The sequence below is a fragment of the Flavobacterium inviolabile genome (assembly GCF_013389455.1).
GTDB lineage: Bacteria > Bacteroidota > Bacteroidia > Flavobacteriales > Flavobacteriaceae > Flavobacterium > Flavobacterium inviolabile.
In genome coordinates, this window is sequence record NZ_CP058278.1 from 1,344,312 (window position 1) to 1,364,825 (window position 20,514).

The 20,514-nt window shown below is 39.1% G+C and carries 13 protein-coding genes and 3 tRNA genes; 6 read left to right on the forward strand and 10 right to left on the reverse strand.

Annotated elements, in window-relative coordinates:
• Window positions 1–257: 257 nt before the first annotated feature.
• The 3 genes from HW120_RS05875 to HW120_RS05885 all read left to right on the forward strand — a co-directional run bounded on the left by HW120_RS05875 (window position 258) and on the right by HW120_RS05885 (window position 6,699).
• Window positions 258–1,568: an ATP-binding protein gene (locus HW120_RS05875; protein ID WP_177731936.1), complete on the forward strand. Its 1,311-nt coding sequence runs from the start codon at window positions 258–260 to the stop codon at window positions 1,566–1,568.
• 167 nt (window positions 1,569–1,735) lie between these two features.
• Window positions 1,736–5,860, forward strand: coding sequence for a DNA/RNA non-specific endonuclease (locus HW120_RS05880; RefSeq protein WP_177731939.1), 4,125 nt, complete (start codon window positions 1,736–1,738; stop codon window positions 5,858–5,860).
• Window positions 5,861–5,868: 8 nt separating this feature from the next.
• The gene (locus HW120_RS05885; protein WP_177731943.1) at window positions 5,869–6,699 is read left to right on the forward strand and encodes a hypothetical protein; all 831 of its coding nucleotides are present in this window, start codon (window positions 5,869–5,871) and stop codon (window positions 6,697–6,699) included.
• A gap of 490 nt (window positions 6,700–7,189) precedes the next feature.
• Here the strand turns inward: HW120_RS05885 and HW120_RS05890 are convergent, their stop codons facing one another.
• The 8 genes from HW120_RS05890 to mutS form a co-directional block, all read right to left on the reverse strand.
• Complete coding sequence (locus HW120_RS05890; protein WP_177731946.1) at window positions 7,190–7,354, reverse strand: hypothetical protein; 165 nt, start codon at window positions 7,352–7,354, stop codon at window positions 7,190–7,192.
• A gap of 179 nt (window positions 7,355–7,533) precedes the next feature.
• Window positions 7,534–7,619 (reverse strand) — tRNA-Leu (locus tag HW120_RS05895).
• A 201-nt stretch (window positions 7,620–7,820) separates the two neighbouring features.
• Entirely contained in the window at window positions 7,821–8,159 is a 339-nt protein-coding gene (locus tag HW120_RS05900) for a YegP family protein (RefSeq protein WP_177731948.1), read from the reverse strand.
• A gap of 70 nt (window positions 8,160–8,229) precedes the next feature.
• Window positions 8,230–8,364 (reverse strand): hypothetical protein, encoded by a 135-nt coding sequence (locus tag HW120_RS17780; RefSeq protein WP_262888438.1) that lies wholly within the window; start codon window positions 8,362–8,364, stop codon window positions 8,230–8,232.
• A gap of 4 nt (window positions 8,365–8,368) precedes the next feature.
• Window positions 8,369–9,925 carry an OmpA family protein gene (locus HW120_RS05905; protein ID WP_177731951.1) on the reverse strand — a complete coding sequence of 519 codons (1,557 nt, stop codon included), beginning with the start codon at window positions 9,923–9,925 and terminating at the stop codon, window positions 8,369–8,371.
• A gap of 238 nt (window positions 9,926–10,163) precedes the next feature.
• Window positions 10,164–10,249 (reverse strand) — tRNA-Leu (locus HW120_RS05910).
• Between the two features lie 15 nt (window positions 10,250–10,264).
• Window positions 10,265–10,337, reverse strand: a tRNA-Gly gene (locus HW120_RS05915).
• A gap of 145 nt (window positions 10,338–10,482) precedes the next feature.
• Window positions 10,483–13,089 carry a DNA mismatch repair protein MutS gene (gene mutS, locus HW120_RS05920; protein ID WP_177731954.1) on the reverse strand — a complete coding sequence of 869 codons (2,607 nt, stop codon included), beginning with the start codon at window positions 13,087–13,089 and terminating at the stop codon, window positions 10,483–10,485.
• A gap of 159 nt (window positions 13,090–13,248) precedes the next feature.
• On the opposite strand from mutS, the gene HW120_RS05925 reads away from it, so the two are divergent.
• Entirely contained in the window at window positions 13,249–13,785 is a 537-nt protein-coding gene (locus HW120_RS05925) for an RNA methyltransferase (protein ID WP_177731958.1), read from the forward strand.
• On the opposite strand, the gene folK is transcribed toward HW120_RS05925, so the two are convergent.
• Window positions 13,782–14,918, reverse strand: coding sequence for a 2-amino-4-hydroxy-6-hydroxymethyldihydropteridine diphosphokinase (folK, locus tag HW120_RS05930; protein ID WP_177731961.1), 1,137 nt, complete (start codon window positions 14,916–14,918; stop codon window positions 13,782–13,784). The two genes, HW120_RS05925 and folK, sit on opposite strands and share 4 nt — an antisense overlap.
• 148 nt (window positions 14,919–15,066) lie before the next feature.
• Here folK and sppA point away from each other — a divergent pair, with 148 nt between their 5' ends.
• Window positions 15,067–16,833 (forward strand): signal peptide peptidase SppA, encoded by a 1,767-nt coding sequence (gene sppA / locus HW120_RS05935; protein WP_177731964.1) that lies wholly within the window; start codon window positions 15,067–15,069, stop codon window positions 16,831–16,833.
• A gap of 190 nt (window positions 16,834–17,023) precedes the next feature.
• The gene (locus HW120_RS05940) at window positions 17,024–19,621 is read left to right on the forward strand and encodes an AsmA-like C-terminal region-containing protein (protein WP_177731967.1); all 2,598 of its coding nucleotides are present in this window, start codon (window positions 17,024–17,026) and stop codon (window positions 19,619–19,621) included.
• A gap of 30 nt (window positions 19,622–19,651) precedes the next feature.
• On the opposite strand, the gene HW120_RS05945 is transcribed toward HW120_RS05940, so the two are convergent.
• Window positions 19,652–20,446, reverse strand: coding sequence for a DUF2797 domain-containing protein (locus HW120_RS05945; protein ID WP_177731970.1), 795 nt, complete (start codon window positions 20,444–20,446; stop codon window positions 19,652–19,654).
• Between the last annotated feature and the right edge of the window lie 68 nt (window positions 20,447–20,514).

Here is a 20,514-nt window from a genome sequence, read left to right on the forward strand (position 1 = left end):
TGTGAGGTTTTTTAAGGCATACTGCTTTAGCCGGAAGAACAATCAAAAACAGACACATAAAGTATTACAATCCGGGTTTTCCCGGCTTGTGCGCGGTTATTGGTATGTGGTTGATATTTAGTTGTTTGGTTTTTTAAAACGGTAAATTTTATGACTTACTGCAACTACTGAATACAGCGCCCGAAAAAATACTTTTTGAGAAAAAAAATAGTGAATTTTGAACTTCAGAAGTTTAAAAAACAAACACCAAAAATACAATGGAGTCAAAAAAATTACAGCAAATATTCAGTTATCTAGAACAAGTAATTATCTGGCGAATTAACAATCCTTCAAAAGATTTCAATATAGAAGCACCTGGATTTAGCACTAGTGACCATGAAGGCTTTCCACTAGGAGACTATATCTCGGAAAAAGAGCTTGCCCATCAGGAAGTTGTCATTCTCTTAATGGCATTGATGCCAAGATTGGACCCGGCGTTGTTACGACGTATTTATTTAGAGGTACCCAATAGTGTATTGTTTGACGTATGTTCAACCAATGATAGCGGCAGGCTTTTTTATCCAACAGTCGAAGCGATACAGTATATTTTAGGAGGAAGCTGTATTGCAGGGCGATTACAGGTATTGCAATATTTTGATGACTCGAATATCTTAATAAAAGAAAACATTATAAAGCTGGCAAATCAGGATGAAGACGCAATTGGCAGTAAGATAAATGTCACGCAGGAAGCTTTTAACCGCATCCTGCAGGGCATAGAATTATTGCCAAAAATGAGTAAAGATTTTCCGGCAGAACAATTACACACCCGCAGATCGTGGAGCGACCTCATACTTCCCCAATCCACGTTAAACGAACTTCAAAGCATAGAAGCCTGGTACAGTAGCAGTAATATACTCATGGAGGAATGGGGTATGCAAAAAACCTTAAAACCAGGCTTCCGGGTGTTGTTTTATGGCGATCCGGGTACGGGTAAAACATTGGCCGCAAGCCTTTTGGGGAAATATATAAACCGGCCTGTTTTTAGAGTGGATGTTTCCATGCTGGTTTCGAAATACATTGGTGAAACGGAAAAACATTTGGCCAAACTTTTTGATAAAGCAGAAAACAAAGACTGGATACTGTTTTTTGACGAAGCCGATTCCATTTTTGGTAAACGTACCAACGTTCGCGATGCACACGATAAATATGCCAATCAGGAAGTTTCCTATCTGTTACAGCGAATCGAAACCTTTTCGGGATTGATCATACTGGCATCAAACTATAAAAACAATATGGACAAAGCCTTTACGCGACGCTTTCATAGCTGCATCAGATTCAATAGTCCCAAGCATGAGGAGCGTCTGCGTATCTGGCAACATAATTTGCCTAAACAATTGAACTTAGAAAATATTGACTTAAATGATATCGCCAGACGCTATGAACTGACAGGTTCAAATATCATGAATGTCATTCAGGATATAAGTTTGAAAACAATAGCCTCAAAATCGGCCGATTACAAAGTAAGCCTGGACGTATTGAAGGAAAGTATTCAAAAAGAATATTTAAAAGAAGATCGAATATTCGCATAAACTGCTTAACAATCGATTAAGCCTTCCAAAATCAAATTACAATCGTCTGATTTTTTGATTTTTTTTCAGACAGTAATGTGCTATAGGGGATGTAACGCATACCGTTACGCCTTGTATAGTGCAAAACTGTATCACAAAACCAAGAAAATAATATAATAGTAAGGTAAATGAACGCAGAGAAAGAGAGTAATCCGAAGAAAGCAGCGCATAAGAAAGAACAGAAACAGGCAGTGATTTTGCCTCTTTCTCTGCGCGAAACTGAGAATGCCAATTCTCAAACGCAGGACCCAAATATACAGGAAAGACCAGCTTCCGTTGAGAATAGCAGCCCGACGTCCGGTAATGAAAGCATTCCGGCGGTTCATGGCTCCAGTCCGGCGTATTCCGATGGTGCTGAACAAAAGTACCAACAACTTCAGACCAGTCTTGAGAAAACAGGGGAATTGGATCATCCTGATACCAAACAGAAAGAGATGGAGTATAAGAGTACGCTGGGCATTAGTGAATTGAGGGAATACCACGATGCTAAGCCGGCGGAAGCGAAACCAGCTGCAGCGGCTCAGGCAGATAAAAAAGAGGAACTGGTTCCGGTGGCTACTGCCGCGGGTACATCCAGTACGGATGCTCCGCTTAAATCGCCAGCAATTGTTGATAAAGGAGAAGTGGTGAATGCAGAATCGTTGGAACCGGTTGCCGATAAAGAGGAAGTACCGGAAGCTGAAGATGCAACACCGAAGACGGCTACGGCCAATCCTGTTTTCCTGGAAATGCAGGATCAGATAACGACAACAGCAAAAGCACAACGAAAACATGGACCAGCCGGTAAAGCATCACAGGATGCACAGGCTGCAGCACCTTCTCCGTCAAACGAGCGCCAAAGTAAGGCACAAGCCGGGCAGGTGAAAAAAATGAGTGAACAGGAACCGGGTACGTTTAGTGCAGCTGCTTTTAAAGCCGAACTGAAAAAGAAAATTGCCGGGATGCAGCTTCCTAAAAATGAAGAGCAGGCCGACAATTTTGAAAAAAATAACAACATCAAACAGGTAAACGAGCAGGCAATGGGCTCGGTGAAAAAAGAGAAAAATGCCGCTTCGGGAAGTATCGCGAATACGACATCTCAAAAACCGGATACAGGAGCACAACCTGTTCGAAATGTTGCCAAAATGCCAACACCGGATCATGGTAAAGCTCCGTCAGCTATTAATGCGTCTAAGGCAATGCCGTCAAAAAGAGATGCGGCTAACATTGAAAAACCGATTCAGTCAGAAACAGACAGCATTGATAACCAGATGAAAGAGCATGGTGTTACGGATAGCATGCTTGCCAACTCTAATGAACCTTCATTTAAAGGGGCTTTAGATGAGAAAAATAAAGCAAAAGAGCAAAGTAAGGCGGCTACAAACCAGTTTAGAACCGAGGAAGGTCAGCAAATAAACAAAACTCAGAATGAAGCTCAGGCACAAGCGGCACAGCAAATTTCGGGTATGCATGGCACGCGTAAGGGCGGATTGGATAAAGTGCTTGGAAACCAACAGCAAACAGCGTCGAAAGATACCGAGAAACGTAAAGAGATTGCGGATAAGATCAATAAAATTTATGGGGATACCAAAAAAGATGTTGATGATATTCTAAATGGTCTTGATGATACCGTTGCGGGTAAATTTGCAGCAGGTAGTAAAGCTGCAAAAATTGCTTTTGAAAACCATGTGGACAAGGAAATGACAGCCTATAAAAAGAAACGTTACGGCGATTCCTGGTTGGACTGGAGAAATCTAAAACGTGTAAAAGATGCCGTTGTAGGTCTTCCACCGGAAGTTAATGAATTCTTTACAAGCGGAAAAGAAGTTTATATCAAAACGATGGATGTTTACATTGACAATATCGCTAATGTTGTAGCATCACAACTTAACGCAGCAAAAAGAAGAATTGCTACCGGTAAGAAAGAGGTGCAAAATTATGTAGACACGTTATCGCCAAGTTTAAAGAAACTGGGAGCAGCTGCGATCAGCGAAATCCAGGGTAAATTCAATGCGCTTGAAAAAGACGTAGACAGTAAAAAAGATGCACTTATTGATGTATTGGCTAAGAAATATGTTGAAAATATTGAAGCTGTCGATGCCAGAATTAAAGCGTTAAAAGAACTGAACGGCGGTTTAGTGGGTATGGCGTTAAAAGCCCTGAGCGGTGTTTTTGCCTTCATCATTGAAGTGAAAAACACATTGATGAGCCTGTTGGCGAAAGTGGTTGAGGTAGTAGGAGCTATTATTATGGACCCTATAGGATTCTTCGGTAATCTTATCGCGGGTGTTGGACAAGGATTTTCAAACTTTACGACAAATATCTGGACACACCTTAAAACCGGATTCTTTAGTTGGTTAACAGGAGCGTCAAAAGGGATTACGATTACCATGCCGGAAGATATCTTCTCATTAAAAGGAATTTTCTCGATAACCATGCAGGTACTTAGCCTAGGTTGGGAAGGTATACGTTCTATCGGGGCCACTGTAGTAGGGGAACCGTTAATGAAAGTACTGGAAACAGGTGTTGAAATAGTACAGGTAGTACGAAAAGATGGTATTGCAGGACTTTGGGAATATCTGAAAGATCAATTCCAGGATTTGAAGGAAACCGTTATGGATGCCATTATGGATATCATTCAAAACCAGGTTATTCAGGCCGGTATTAAATGGATTTTAGGATTGTTATCACCTGTGGGAGCCTTTGTAAAAGCTATTATGGCTATTATAGATGTAGTAAAATTCTTTGTACAGCGTGCCGCACAGATTGCCGAATTAATTAAAGCCTTTATGGATAGTGTGGCAGCAATTGCCAGTGGTAAAGTGGGTGCAGTGGCCGTAGCGATTGAAAATGCATTAGCAAAAGCCATACCGGTATTGATTGGATTGTTAGCCTCGATATTAGGTATCAGCGGACTGGCTGATAAGGTGCTTGCTGTGATCCGAAAGATACGTCAGCGTATTGTGGCCGGAATTACCAAGTTTTGGAACTTTGTGAAGGAGAAGGGGAAAGGGCTATTGAATAAAGTTGGTATTGGAAGTAAGAGAGATGATAAGAAGAAAGACGATAAGAAAAAGGATAAAAAAGAACCGAGTAAGTCAAATACAGATACTATTGAATCATGGGATGATGTAGTTCCGTTTAAAAATGTAGAAAATGTAGATCATACATTATACTTTAGAGGAGAAGGTGAAAATGCAAAACTCTACATGCATAGTAAGGATGATCATGTTTTAAAGCATTTGGATAATGCAGAAAGTGAGGCTAAAACACCAGCAGAAAAGAAAGCGGTGTCAGATGGTGTGAACTATTATAATGGTAGTGTTTTGCCTTCAAATAATGCATTGTGGAAACTGGAAAAAGACCGTAAAAGACTGCTGGATAATAACAAAGATGGTAAAAATGATTCTAAAATAAAGGCTAATGAAGAGGCTATTAAAAAGCAGAATATAACGCAGGATAATGTTTTAAACAAGTTAGCTCAATTGTTTAAAATGATCAAATTTGATGATGGAGTAGAGCCGACGACGGTGAAAACTATGGTAACTTTTGAGCAAGATTCTATGGGTAGAGCTTCTAAAGTTGAAGCAAAACCATTAACCTGGATGGCTGGTAATACAAAAGGTAGTAGTCCGTATCAAGATCCGTTAGGTTGGGACTATACTAAAGGGGATATACGTGAAAATATTTATATTAGAGGTCACTTACTCAACGATAATATACATGGTCCGGGGGTAAAATGGAATTTAGTACCTATCACCAGAGTGATGAACTCGGGAATGGAAAAAGATGCTGAAAGAGAAGGAAAGAAAGTACTTGAGGAAAAAAATCGCATTATGGGATATAAAACTACTGTAAATAGTTATTATGATGTGAAGAATGATGAACGGGATCAATACTTTCCACAACAAATAACAGTAGAGTGGGGTGAATATAAAAACAGTGAGGGACTGTATGATGCTAAGGGAACTCTTGTTGATGTTAAGAGAGCTGTATTTACGCAAGGTAGACCTGCGATGCCATATAATATTAACGATCTTGGTGAGACTTTATTAGTTGATAAATTAAAATTAAATGCTAACTTCGCTAAAGCAGTTGCTATAGTGCGTAATGATAAAGGAGCATTTAAAGATATGGCTAATTTTAGATTGAGAATGAAACAATATTATTCATTAAACCGGGTTTCTAAAGATGCTGAAAGAGAAGAGGGAGTAGTAGCTGTTGATGCAATGAGAAAAACGACACCTGAATTTATAACTTTTGATTTTAAATAAAGAACAGTATGTTAGAAAAATTTGAAGATTTTATTAGTGCTCTAAAGGGCAATGATTTTGTTTCTGTTAATGAAGATGGTGTTCAGGATAATAGGGAGCTTCTTGAATTTATTGATTATGAGGAAAACTTTGAAGAAGTTTATGACGAATTAAAAATAAAAGTTCCTAAAGAAGAATGGAAATATGAGGATTTGGGGAGCTTAAATTTAGACTGGGACGCTGTCACGGATCAGCCTAATGAGGATTATCTGTGGGGAGGTTTTCAGCTTCATACTTTTTCATCAGCATTATCATCTCGGTCTAATTTTTGGAAACGTTATAATGATAGCCCACGTTTTTGGAAAAATAATCCGCAACCTGAAGCGGAAGCTATTTGGGAAGAATTTTTACCTAAACTTAATTATATTAATGGATCGGGGCACGGTAGTGATGGTACTTTTGGGTGTCTCCTTCGTGAAGAAGGTATTTATCCTTGCCCTCTTTATTTTTATGATTCAGGGGTCTGGTTTAAAATGAAAATGAATCTGGAAACATATTACAACACCATGATTGCTTGCAAAGCAGTATATTATTGGCAATATTTTTATATAGATACAGAAGAGATTGTGAAAAAACTTGGCAAATTTAAACCTGTTTTTATAGAGTATGGGGCTAAATATGTAGAAGGTCCTCATTCGTTTAGTGATAAATTTAAGGATGGGACGCTTACGACTTCAGCTGAAGGAGTCTTGCATCAAATGAAAAATATTATTAAACGATTCCCAATATTGTTTCCGGATGTAGATTTGACCTATTTTAAAGAAAGATGTAATGCTTTAGAAAAAGCGTTAAATTCATAATACCATACATTATTATGTTAGTGAACTAAAGTGAGGCCTCTTTTATAGAGGCTTCGCTTTTTATTATTTAATCATTTTTAATCCAAAAATAAACGAGTGCGTTCTATAATCAAATCATTATACCTTGCTTTTTTGTAGTCATCTAAAAAAAAGAGATTTCAATCGGGGTTTTAGCTTTTGGGAGCAAACAGAATGAATCTGTTTTTCGTTTACGCCTAAAACTGTTCCAAATCGGCTAAAATAGAATTTGTCGAAATACATCTTTTTGCCTCTTAGGGAGTAATGTGGTGTCTTCTTTATCCTTTTATAAAATTATTTAATCATAAGTGGGAGACAATGCTAGCCAATGTCTGATAGATTCATGTCGTTATTGCTAATGATCTAATTAAATAAAGCCAATTTAAAAAAGAAGTGGGCTTTGTTGGGTAATGTATTGATTGATGACTCGCCAATGGATTTGTCTTCCAGTTCTAAATTTGATGAAAATCGATTAGATAATTTTTTGTATTTGAAGTTGATAGGCCATACGTTTTGTAATATAGCATAATTCACCCAAAACCAAACGAATCATATCTGACGGAACAACAGCTGTTTTAAATAATGCTGCCAGTTTGATGGATAAATGCTCATTCTCAGGTATCTGTTCGTATTGCAAATTTTGTGGTTTTAGAATGTAATTGCCATCTAAGATTGTTAAACGGTCGCTTTATTCTTTTTCTGATTCGTATAACCTAATATAATAAGACGTGGTGAGTGAGTTTGAAGTAAAAGAATATTGTACATTACAAACAGCTATAAAACAAAAAAAGCTCCAAACATCGTTTGGAGCTTTTGTACTCAAGGCGGGACTTGAACCCGCACGAACATTACTGTTCACTGGATTTTAAGTCCAGCGTGTCTACCAATTCCACCACTCAAGCTTATATTCTTTGAAAATATAAAATCGATTTTGAGAATAATGCGATACGTTTCTGTATTGCGTTGCAAAGGTAGTATTAAATTTTAATTTCACAAGCTTTCTTAAGGAATACGGATGAAAAAAATACAGGGAATACGGTATATTGCTGAGGTAAGGAGGATTATCGGCCCGATAAATGTGGGATTATTTCTAAGGCAATAACTTAAAAGAATATCTCTTCGGTAAAATCCAGCACTTCTGCCGCTTCAACATTGCGCTGTATCTCTTCAATACCTTTCGCAATACGCAATTCGGTGGTGAATTTTCTGCTGGTAGCGCAAATCTGATCCTGAACCACCACTCTGAAAAAATACTTGCCGCTGGAAGTCTTAAATCGGAGAAACAACATCTTTTCAAAATAGATCTTCATGATCTGGATGTCTCTCACGCATTCTACTTTCTGATTGTAGCTGGCTCCGGTTAAAATTATCTTACCTTTCCTGGAAGTGTAATTAAAACGATACTGTCCGTTTTCTCTTTTTGTAATAACAAATGCTCCCATTTAGTGCTGCTTTCTTGTAAAATTCGGACGGCAAAACTAACAAAAAAGTCCCGATTTACGGGACTTTTCTTTATGCTTCTTTCTGCATTTCTTTCTTTTTCGCTACGTCGTTTTTAACATAACTTGATTTGCAGTTCCAACCTCCTGAGCATGATGCTGATAAAACGGAAACAGAAATAATTCCCGCTAAAATTAATTTTTTCATGATTCTATTTTTGTATTATAAATTCTACTCTTCTGTTTTTGCTTTCCTGCTCTTCGGAACAATTCCCTTTGCATTTAAACTTTAATTGTGTTTTACCGTATCCTTTGTAAGCCAGGCGGTTCTCACTAACACCGTGCTGTATAAGATAAGCGTAAGCTGCTGCAGCACGTTTTTCGGATAAGGTCATGTTGTAATCTGCTTTTCCTTTGGAATCCGTATGTGCATTGATGTTGATCTTCATGTCCGGATTCGCTTCCAGGGCATCGATAATTTTGTTTAACGAAAGCTCTGATTCTTTTTGTAGCGATGCTTTGTTAAAATCGAAATAGATATTCTCAATTTCAATAGCGCTGTCTGTTATGTTGGCTTTTGTCTGAACCAGGGCAATGTGTTTGTTGTAATGTGTGGCGTTACCGTCCGGTTTGAAAAATATAGTATTTGGCAGGTAACCTTCTTTATTTGTTTCGATGCTGTAAGCCGATAGCGGATTCATTTTCAGGGCAATGTTACCATGAGCATCAGATGTTGTTTTCTTGATGATTTCGCCAAACTCATTTTTAATAACGATGCTGGCATTGGGTAAAGCGGTTTTAGTGATGCTTTCTTCTACTACGGCATTGAAATTTTGTTCCAGTTCTACCAGTTCGAATTTGTAAATGTCAAAATCGGACTTGTCGGCCTTTCTGTTCGAAGAAATATATCCCTTAGCGTTATTGCTGAAGGTAAACGCAATCTCATCATTATGAGTGTTGATGGTTTCTCCCAGGTTGGAACGATTGGTGATAGCCTTGTTTGTTAAAGAAACTCTGAAAACGTCATATCCGCCAAAAGTCTCGTGTCCTTTGGAAGAAAAATAAATGTATTTCTGGTCTGCAGTAGCATAAGGATATTTCTCGTCTTTATCGGAGTTTACCGTTGGACCCAAATTGGTTACATTTTTCAATGTTCCGTCAGCAAGTACATCGGCACTGTAAATATCAAATCCTCCAAAACCACCTTTCATATCCGACGCGAAATAAATCTTCTTGCCGTTAGCATTCATATAAGGCGTTTCGATTGAATAATCACCGTTTATTGATAGTTCCTGGATGTCTTTCCAGTATCCTTTTGTTTCCAGATCAAGCGTCGCCTTTTGAAGCGAATATTGATTAGGATTGTTTTCTTTCGCTTTTGTTAGGTAAATTGTTTTCTCATCCGGAGAAAAAGTCACTCCGCCTTCATCGGTATCGGCATCCAGTAATTTCGAGAAAATAACCGGGCGTAAAAGATTTCCGTTTTTGTCAAGATCGGTACAGAAAAGATTGTTGTAAGGCGTGTTCGTTACCGGATCAACGGAAACTTTGGCAAACCCTCTTTTTTTGTTAGACAAAATAAGGTACTTGTTCATAAAGAAAGCTGTTCCTACTTCGGATAACTCAGTATTTACGCCTGAATCGAATGTAGTAAAGCTTAAACCGTTACTTTGCGGTAATTTATATGTTTTATTGGAATTACTCTGCCCCTGGGCGAATAATTGTGATGAAAATAATAAAGAACAAACAATAATTTTGAAGGGTTTCATTTTGCTATGTTATCAACGTTTCTGGTATAATCTTTATGGATGTGACGAATATATACCCGATTATTATGATTACGTTAATAAATCTTTAAACGGATGTAAATAATCGATAAAGTGCAACGGTGTAAAATAAAGACTACAATTTGAGAATTTCGTAAAACTTTAAGAAATAACAAAAGTGCGTGAAAATGTGATATTTATATAAATAAAAAAAGCTCCAAACGTTAGTTTGAAGCTTTTGTACTCAAGGCGGGACTTGAACCCGCACGAACATTACTGTTCACTGGATTTTAAGTCCAGCGTGTCTACCAATTCCACCACTCGAGCATTGTAAGGTAGTTGAGCGAAAAACGGGATTCGAACCCGCGACCTCAACCTTGGCAAGGTTGCGCTCTACCAACTGAGCTATTTTCGCATTTTCATTCTCTTTTTGAACTTCGCTATACTTGTTCTGTATTGCGGATGCAAATTTAGTACATAAATCTAATTACACAAGAAATATTCAGAAAAAAAACAAAACTTTTTTTTAATTTATTGATAACCTTTGGTTTAAAAATAAATTATTTTTTGGTTAACATCCGTTTAATCTCGTTTAGCTTCATTAAAGCCTCTACAGGAGTCAGCGTATTGATGTCAATATTGAGAATCTCTTCTTTGATTTCTTCCAGTAGCGGATCGTCCAGATTGAAAATACTCAGCTGCATTTCCTCTTTATCCGACTTAACACCGGCTAAAGCTTCGCTCGAATGATCTTTTTCCAGTTTCTTTAATAACTTCTGGGCTTTCTGGATTACCGTTTGCGGCATACCTGCCATTTTAGCCACATGGATACCAAAACTGTGCGCACTGCCGCCTTTTACCAGTTTACGGATAAATAATACCGTATCCTTTAATTCCTTTACGGAAACGTTGAAATTCTGAACCCCTTCAAAGATCACTTCCATCTCATTCAGTTCGTGGTAATGTGTGGCAAACAATGTTTTTGGTTTTGCCGGATGTTCATGTAAATATTCGGCAATGGCCCAGGCAATGGAAATACCGTCATAAGTACTCGTTCCGCGGCCGATTTCGTCCAGAAGAACAAGACTTCTGTTGGAAATATTATTCAAAATAGATGCCGTTTCATTCATTTCCACCATAAACGTCGATTCTCCCATCGAAATATTGTCGGAAGCGCCCACACGGGTAAAGATTTTATCGACTATGCCCATTCGTACACTTTCAGCCGGAACAAAGCTGCCCATCTGTGCCAGTAATACAATAAGGGCTGTCTGGCGCAATATGGCTGATTTACCCGACATGTTCGGTCCGGTAATCATGATAATTTGCTGCGTTTTGTTGTCTAAGAAAACATCATTGGCAATATAAGGCGTACCCACAGGTAACTGCTTTTCAATTACCGGATGGCGTCCGTTTTTAATATCCAGTTCAAAACTCTCGTCCAGTACCGGCTGTATATAATTGTTTTCGATTGCCAGCTGTGTAAAAGAGGTAAGGCAATCCAGCTGCGCTACTAAATTAGCGTTTAGCTGAACTACTTTGATATAAGTCGAAATCCAGAGTACCAGCTGTTCGAATAATTCTACTTCCAGTTTGTAGATCTTCTCTTCAGCGCCCAGGATTTTACTTTCGTATTCTTTTAACTCTTCCGTAATATAACGCTCGGCATTCACCAGGGTCTGCTTGCGGATCCATTCGGCAGGAACTTTGTCTTTATGTGTGTTACGAACCTCAATATAATACCCGAAAACATTGTTAAAGGATATTTTTAAAGAAGGAATTCCGGTTTTCGAACTTTCGCGTGCTTCCAGTGCTTCCAGGTATTCTTTTCCGGAAAAAGCGATACTGCGCAGCTCGTCCAGTTCTTCGTGGATTCCGGTTGCAATAGCATTTCCTTTATTGATCGAAACCGGTGCTTCCGGATTTAAAGTTGCTTTGATTTTTTCACGCAGTACTTCGCAGGCGTTTAATTTGTCTCCGATATTTCGCAACGAAGCATTGGCGCTTTCCATTGCCAGCGTTTTGATCGGGACAATAGCATCCAGCGAGTTGCACATATATACAATTTCACGCGGACTTACTTTTCCGGTGGCTACTTTTGAGATCAGACGCTCCAGGTCGGATATCTGTTTAATCTGATACTGTACTTTTTGTAACTCGTCTCCGTTTTCCTTGAAATAAGCCACCACTTCATGGCGGTCTTTAATGCGTTGCGCATCTTTCAGCGGAAGTGCCAGCCAGCGTTTCAGCAAACGGCTTCCCATAGGCGAAAGCGTTCTGTCGATAACGTCTAAAAGCGTTACGGCATTCGGATTCGTACTGTGGTATAATTCCAGGTTCCGGATTGTAAAACGGTCCATCCACACATAGGCATCTTCGGCGATACGGTGAATGGAAGTGATATGTTGTATTTTGTTATGCTGTGTTTCTGATAAATAATATAAAATAGCTCCCGAAGCGATTAAGCCCTCCGGAAGTTCTTCAATACCAAACCCTTTTAATGAATTGGTCTGGAAATGATTCGTCAGCGTTTCAAAAGCATAGTCTTCTTTAAAGATCCAGTCTTCCAGGAAGAAAGCATGGAAATTTTCGCCAAAAGCCGCCTTAAACTGATTTTTATGGTTTTTCTGAACCAGGATTTCACTCGGACTGAAATTCTGCAACAGTTTGTCGATATATTCTTCATTACCCTGTGAGGTTAAAAACTCTCCGGTAGAAACATCAAGAAAAGATACACCTAAAAGTTTTTTGCCAAAATGAACGGAAGCCAGAAAGTTATTGGATTTAGAGCTAAGCACTTCATCGTTTAGCGCTACACCCGGAGTAACCAGTTCCGTAACCCCGCGTTTCACGATGGTTTTGGTCATCTTGGGATCTTCCAGCTGGTCGCAAATCGCAACACGAAGTCCGGCTTTTACCAGTTTGGGCAAATACGTATTTAACGAATGGTGCGGGAATCCGGCTAAAGCGGTTTCAGAATCCGAACCGGCACCGCGTTTGGTCAGGGTGATTCCTAAAATCTGGGAAGCACGAACAGCATCATCACCAAAAGTTTCGTAAAAATCACCCACACGGAACAGCAAACAGGCATCGGGATATTTCCTTTTGATTTCATTATATTGCTTCATTAGGGGCGTTTCTTTCGGAGTTTTTTCTTTTGTTGACAAGGCTTAAAGATTTAAATATTCGTAAAGAGCGAAATTAAGGATTTTTTATAATAGAAAAATAAGATGTTTTGAACATAATGTTTTAAAAGCAAAAAGAAAAACATTCGGGGATTCTGTCAAATTTTATAATTAATTTTGCCCTCAATTATTTACAACAAGATGAGAAAACTTGCCAATAGCGAATTAGAAAGAAAGAATGTAGCGGAATTTAAAGAAGCGGAAAAAACACCAATTGTCATTATACTGGACGATATCCGCAGCCTGCACAATATCGGTTCGGTTTTTAGAACAGCCGATGCTTTTTTAATTGAAAAAATCTATTTGTGCGGTATCACGGCAACGCCTCCCAATAAAGAGATCCACAAAACTGCATTGGGCGCAACCGATACGGTAAGCTGGGAATATGCCAAAGACGTGCTGGAAGTAATTGAAAACCTGAAAAAAGAAGAGGTTGCTGTTTTTGCGATTGAACAGGTGGAACACTCCGTTTTATTGCAGGATTTCACACCGGAAACTGGTAAGAAATATGCACTGGTTTTTGGAAACGAAGTAAAAGGCGTTTCGCAGCAGGCAATCCATGAATGTGACGGGACAATTGAAATTCCGCAATTGGGTACGAAACACTCGTTGAATATTTCGGTTAGTGCCGGAATTGTGGTTTGGGATTTATTTAAAAAACTGCAGTTTCCCGGTTAAGACTGCATTTTTTCCTGGATCTGTTCCAGAATGCTCAGGTAATCTTCCTGGTTTTCCACAAAATCATAGTCGGAAACATCAATAATCAACACATTAAGACTCGTCTGCGATTTGATATAATCCAGATAGCCGCGGTTAATTTTGTCTAGGTATTCTGCGGGAATTTCCTGTTCATAAGAACGGCCTCTTTTTTTGATGTTTTGCAGTAAGCGTTCCGTGTTTTGGTAGAGGTATACATACAATCCCGGTTTGGGCATTTCTTTATAGATAATGTCAAACATGGTTTTATACAGGCGGAACTCGTCCGACCCTAATGTCACTTTCGCAAAAATCAGCGATTTAAAAATGTGATAGTCGGCAACGATAAAATCTTTAAACAAATCAAACTGTGCCAGGTCATCCGACAACTGCAAATAACGATCGGCTAAAAATGACATTTCCAGCGGAAACGCATAACGGGCCTGATCTTTATAGAATTTGGGTAAAAACGGATTGTCGGCAAAACCCTCCAGAATCAGTTTACCGTTAAAATCCTCGGAAATTTTGGTAGCCAGAGTCGTTTTTCCGGCGCCGATGTTGCCTTCAATTGCAATATAATTAAAATGATGCATTTCAAACTTCTCCACCGGAGAAACAAGCTTGCCGGCAATTGTGCAGTGGCTGGTGTCTGCTGTAGTGGCGATTAGCTCTGAAATACTTTTCTTTAAAACCGGATGTTCCCATTCCAGATTTAAATCTTTAAAAGGTAGTAATACAAAAAGACGGTTTTGCATTTGCGGATGCGGAATCGTTAGTTCGTCAGTAGTTATTACCGTTTCGTTAAAAGCAATAATGTCTACATCGATCATTCGCGCTTGGTAACCTTGCTGTTCGTTCCGGGTTCTTCCCAGCTTTTTTTCAGCAGAAAGAATCTTTTTAAGGATGGTTTCGGCAGAAAAATAAGTGTGAAGTACAATGGCGCAATTGTAAAAAGCATCACTTTCAAAACCCCATGCGGGTGTTTCGTACAGGCGGGATACGCGAATTACGGTTCCTATACTTTTGTGGATCAGATTGATACACTGCTGGATGTTTTCCAAACGATTTCCCTGATTGCTTCCTAATGATAATACAACTTGATTCTGACTGCGCATACGGCAAAATAACTAAAAGAATTTTAGAATTGGAGTATATTTGTGGGAAGTGTTGATAAGTTCTTGATAAAGCCGGGCCAAACAGCTTTCTTTGACTTCTTTTGTAACATTTATCGAAAAAAAACTACTTATAGTAAAAAGAAATAAAATGAAATTTATAGGAAATGTAATCGCAACTGTAGTCGGACTATTCGTTTTTTTTATGATGTTGTTTTTTGGGATTGTGCTGATCGGAGCAATCTTTGGAGGCGATAATGATAAGATAAAAGTAAAAGATAATTCCGTTATAGAACTGGATTTGTCTGAAGTGACGCATGATTATGGCGGGAAATTTAACTTCACCGATTTTAATTATTTTGAAGCAAAGCATGATGGGGTAGTCGATGTTTTAAATGCAATCGATGCGGCTAAAAAAGACGATCGGATCAAAGGGATTTCTATTGTAAACAATGCTTCCATGCTGGGAATGGCACAAAGAAAAGCCGTTCGTAACAAACTGGAAGAATTTAAAAAATCAGGAAAATTTGTTGTGGCTTACGCCAATGCCTATACGCAGGGAGAATATTATTTAGACTCTGTTGCCGATACACTTTATGTGAATCCGGTGGGAGAACTGGACTTTAAAGGACTGTCTACAGAAATCTTATTCTTCAAAGATTTTCAGGAAAAATCAGGGATCAAGATGGAAGTTATCCGTCACGGAAAATATAAAAGTGCTGTAGAACCGTTTTTGGAAAACGAAATGAGTCCGGCAAACCGGGAACAAATGACCGTTTTATTAAACTCTGTCTGGACAACGGTAGTTGATGATATTTCGAAAAGCAGAAAAATACCGGTGGACAGCCTGAATGTTATTGCAACAAATCTTGGAGCAAGAACTCCGGAAATGGCAAAAAACAAAAAACTGATCGATAAGATCGGTTATGAAGACGAATTCCACGACGGTATCCGTAAAGCCTTAAAAGTTGAAAAAGGAGAAGAATACAATAAAGTGAACATACTGGATTATGCCCGTAATGTAGCGACGACCAATGAAGAGTATTCAACGAAAGACAGAATTGCTATTATTTATGCACAGGGTGAAATTTTATCGGGTGAAGGGGATGTAACCTACATTGGTGAAGGTTCAATGCGACGTTCTTTGGAAGCGGCCCGTAATGACGATAATGTAAAAGCGATTGTTTTGAGAATCGACAGCCCGGGTGGAAGTGCCTTAACATCGGAACTGATCTGGAGAGAAATTGAACTGACCAAAAAGAAAAAACCGGTAGTGGTTTCCATGGGTAACCTGGCAGCTTCCGGCGGATATTATATTGCCTGCAATGCCAATACTATTTTTGCAGAACCCAATACAATCACCGGTTCTATCGGGGTATTCGGAACCTTGCCGAACTTTAGTCCGCTGGCTAAAAAAATAGGGATCAATGCCGAACAGGTAAGAACCCATCAGAATGCATCCGGATACAGCGTTTTTGAACCGATTGACGAGAACTACAAAAATGTGGTTTTAGAAGGTGTGGAAAACATCTATAAAACATTTGTGAGCCGTGTGGCAACCGGAAGAAAAATGACTTTCGCACAGGTAGACAGCATTGCGCAGGGACGTGTCTGGGCAGGAAGAGATGCAATCAAAGTAGGATTGGTCGACAAAATGGGCGGTATGGATGAAGCCATCAAACATGCAGCTTCTTTAGCCAAAATTAAAGAATACAAAACGGAAAGTTTTCCGGAATATGATAAAACGCTGCAGGATATGCTTCACAATTTTACCGGAATATCCATGTTCCAGGGAAGAGAAGCTTTGATCAAAGAGCAGATAGGTGAAGAAAGCTACCAGATTCTGGAGCAGATCAGAAAAGCCAATCAGCAAAGAGGCGTACAGGCGTTAATGCCGTTCCAGTTAGTGATCCGATAATCCCCAACGTACTGTAGAAAAATGCTACAGCACAAACATCAGTAATCGTGTTGAAACAAAACGGGTTCCGGAAACGGACGTAATAACGTACTATTCAACGATTTTTATACTAAACCAACTTATTTTCTGTTCGCATTAAATAAGTTGGTTTAATTTTTGTAGTAAATTCGTAAGATAAATATTTCGAGTTATGTTAAAGAAAATTCTAAAAGGTTTCGGTGTGTTTTTATTGCTGTCAATAATCACCTTAGCCGCTGTTCCGTTTTTGTTTAAAGACAAAATAAAAGAATTGGTGGTAAAAGCCATTAATGATAAAGTGGATGCCAAAGTGGCTTTTGATGATGTGGATTTAAGCCTGTTTAAGAGCTTTCCGAACGCAAATGTCACCATTGATAAGATCAGCATCATTAATAAGGCGCCTTTTGCCGGTGATACCTTGTTTTATGCCGGTGAGGTAAACCTGAAAATGTCCATTAAGGAACTCTTTAAAAAAGACGGGGAAACGATGAAAGTGGACGGATTCTATTCCGAAAACGGAGTTGTGAACATCATCTTCAATAAAGACGGTGTGGGAAATTTTGACATTGCCTTAAAAGATGAAAAAGAAAATGACCCTTCAGAAAGTAAGCCGTTTGCGTTGACCCTTAAGAAATATGAAATAAAAAACCTGCGATTCACATATCTTGATGAAAAGTCAAAAATCAAAATGGTAGTCGATAGCCTGGATCATGAAGGAACCGGTAATTTTGCCGCGCAAAAGCTGGATCTGGTAACAAAATCATCGGCAAAATTATCATTGGTGATGGATAAGATGCAATACATGAAAAACGTATCGCTGAATCTGGATGCTGTTTTGGGTATTGATCTGGACAAACAAAAATATACCTTTAAAGAAAATAAGGCGTTGATCAATCAGCTGCCGTTGGAATTTGACGGATTTATTCAAATGCTGAAAAACGGGCAGGAATATGACTTGAAATTCAAAACGCCTACATCGTCCTTTAAAAACTTCCTGGGACTGGTTCCGGAAGCCTATGCCGGCAACCTGAATACGGTTAAAACAACCGGTGATTTTAAAGTAGATGGAACGGTTAAAGGAGTACTTACCGATACAACAATCCCGAAATTCAATATTGAAATAGCGTCCAATAACGCTTCCTTCCAATATCCGGACTTGCCGAAATCGGTTCAGAATATTGTAATTGATACCCGGATCATAAACGAAACCGGATTGATGAACGATACGTATGTAAATCTGGATAAATTGTCGTTCCGGATCGATCAGGATGTTTTCAATGCAAAAGCAAACATTAAAAATATTTCACAAAACGCTTTGGTAAATGCCGAATTAAAAGGTGTTATCAACCTGGCTAATGTGACAAAAGCCTATCCGGTGAAACTGGAAAAACCGTTGTCGGGGATTCTAAAAGCCGATGTAGTGACCAAATTCGATATGAAATCGGTGGAAACCAGCCAGTATCAGAATATCCAGAATTCCGGAAATATCAGCCTTACCGGATTCAACTATGCCGGTCCGGAAATGGCAAAACCAATTCAGATCAAACAGGCAACCGTTGCCTTTAATCCGAATCAGATCCGTTTGAACCAACTGGATGCGGTAACCGGAAAATCGGATATTAAAGTAACCGGAACACTGGATAATTTCTATGGTTTTGTATTTAAAAAACAAGTGCTGAAAGGAAACTTTACCATGAACTCCAACCAGTTGTTAGTGTCCGATTTTATGACGCCAACAACGCCTGAAGCGACAAAAGGTAATGTGAAGCCGAAAGAAGCTGTGAAAATTCCGGCCTTTCTGGATTGTACCATTACGGCAAATGCCAATACGGTGGTGTACGATAACCTGACCCTGAAAGCCGTTTCCGGAAAAATGATCATTAAGGACGAAGCGGTAAAACTGGAAAATGTGAAAACCAATATTTTTGACGGTCAGATCGGGGTAAACGGTACCGTTTCGACTAAAGGTGCTGTGCCATCCTTTAATATGGATTTAGGACTGAATACCGTGGATATTGCCAAATCGTTTACGCAGCTGGACATGTTGAAATCCATCGCGCCTATCGCCGGAGTTATTAGCGGTAAACTGAATTCAACCATTAAACTGTCGGGTAACCTGGATGCTAAGGAAATGACGCCGGATTTAAAAACAATTTCCGGAGATTTAGTAGGGCAATTGCTTTCGACTTCTGTTAATGCGAAAAATTCCAATTTACTAAATGCGCTGGACAGCAATTTAAAATTCGTAGACCTGGATAAGCTGAACCTGAACAACCTGAAAGCCCATTTGTCGTTCGATAACGGAAAAGTAAACGTAAAACCGTTCGATATTAAATACCAGGATATCAAAGTAACGGTTGGCGGACAGCACGGTTTTGACCAGAGCATGAATTATAACCTGAAGTTTGATGTTCCTGCCAAATACCTGGGATCGGATGTGAACAAGCTTCTGGCAAAATTATCGCCTTCAGATGCAAATAAAATAGAAAGCGTACCGGTAAATGCTATCTTAACCGGGAACTTTAAAAGTCCTAAAGTATCTACCGACTTAAACCAGGCGGTTACCAATATTTCGAACCAGTTAATCAAGCAGCAAAAAGACAAGCTGATTAACCAGGGAACCGGAGCTTTGGAAAACCTTTTAGGAGGAGGGAAGAAGAATACCGGAACTACGGCCGATACGACCAAAACAAAACCGAAAGACGATATTAAAAATGCCGCAACAAATGCCATTAAAGATTTGTTTGGTAAGAAGAAAAAACAAGAATAAAGAAAAAGCCCCGCAATTGCGGGGCTTTTTTTATAGCGTGATTTTTACAACATAACCTTCAAAAGTACGGATGTTAAAAACGGTGCCGTCTTCAAAAAGCAGGTATTGTCCTTTAATACCTGCTAATTTTCCGTTAAAAACAGGTGTTTTGTCAAGGCTTAAGCTGTTTACTTTTTTCGGGTATTGTAAAACGGGATATTCCAGATGGTACATTTTTTCGGGTGTTGTATGGAAATACTCTTTTACTTCATCGGGTAAAAGCGGTTCCAGTTTGTTGCGTTCGGAAATAATATCCATGGCTGGAATTTCATTCTGAAGCATTTTCCGCCAGTTTGTTTTGTCCGAATAATGATCCTTTAAAGCAACTTCGGTAATTCCGGCCAGGTAACGGTTCGGTACTTCTACTATCGGAACAGCCTCAATGGCGCCCTGATCGATCCAGCGGGTCGGAACCTGTGTTTTTCGGGTTACGCCCACTTTTACTTCACTTGAAAGTGCCAGGTAAACGATGTGCGGCTGCAACTGTACTCTTTTTTCATATTCCAGGTCGCGGTCTTCAATGTCCAGATGTGCGGTGCTTAGCTCCGGTTTCATGATCCAGTCTCCGGCTGAGGCACTCGACATAAAGCAGTCGTAGCAAAAACCCTGTCTGAAAATCTTTTTTTTCTTACCGCAATTCAAACATTGGTATCCCTGGAAGGAAATCTCCATTTCTTTATTGAGTAATTGGTTGACATTCAAAAAGCTATTTTCGAAAACAAGATAATATTGGATCGGGTTTCCTATTTCCGTTTGCATTTTTGTAAGTACGCCTTCGTATTGCATTTTGTAAATTCAGATTTAAGAGTTAGGATTTGCAGATTAACAGCGTCGTTACTGCGGTTTTTTTATTA

Excerpts from the sequence above, each read along its gene's own strand:
- HW120_RS05875 (WP_177731936.1), top strand. The coding sequence starts at position 258 with ATGGAGTCAAAAAAATTACAGCAAATATTCAGTTATCTAGAACAAGTA.
- HW120_RS05880 (WP_177731939.1), top strand. The coding sequence starts at position 1,736 with ATGAACGCAGAGAAAGAGAGTAATCCGAAGAAAGCAGCGCATAAGAAA.
- HW120_RS05885 (WP_177731943.1), top strand. The coding sequence starts at position 5,869 with ATGTTAGAAAAATTTGAAGATTTTATTAGTGCTCTAAAGGGCAATGAT.
- HW120_RS05900 (WP_177731948.1), bottom strand. The coding sequence starts at position 8,159 with ATGGGAGCATTTGTTATTACAAAAAGAGAAAACGGACAGTATCGTTTT.
- HW120_RS17780 (WP_262888438.1), bottom strand. The coding sequence starts at position 8,364 with ATGAAAAAATTAATTTTAGCGGGAATTATTTCTGTTTCCGTTTTATCA.
- HW120_RS05905 (WP_177731951.1), bottom strand. The coding sequence starts at position 9,925 with ATGAAACCCTTCAAAATTATTGTTTGTTCTTTATTATTTTCATCACAA.
- HW120_RS05925 (WP_177731958.1), top strand. The coding sequence starts at position 13,249 with ATGAGAAAACTTGCCAATAGCGAATTAGAAAGAAAGAATGTAGCGGAA.
- folK (WP_177731961.1), bottom strand. The coding sequence starts at position 14,918 with ATGCGCAGTCAGAATCAAGTTGTATTATCATTAGGAAGCAATCAGGGA.
- sppA (WP_177731964.1), top strand. The coding sequence starts at position 15,067 with ATGAAATTTATAGGAAATGTAATCGCAACTGTAGTCGGACTATTCGTT.
- HW120_RS05940 (WP_177731967.1), top strand. The coding sequence starts at position 17,024 with ATGTTAAAGAAAATTCTAAAAGGTTTCGGTGTGTTTTTATTGCTGTCA.
- HW120_RS05945 (WP_177731970.1), bottom strand. The coding sequence starts at position 20,446 with ATGCAATACGAAGGCGTACTTACAAAAATGCAAACGGAAATAGGAAAC.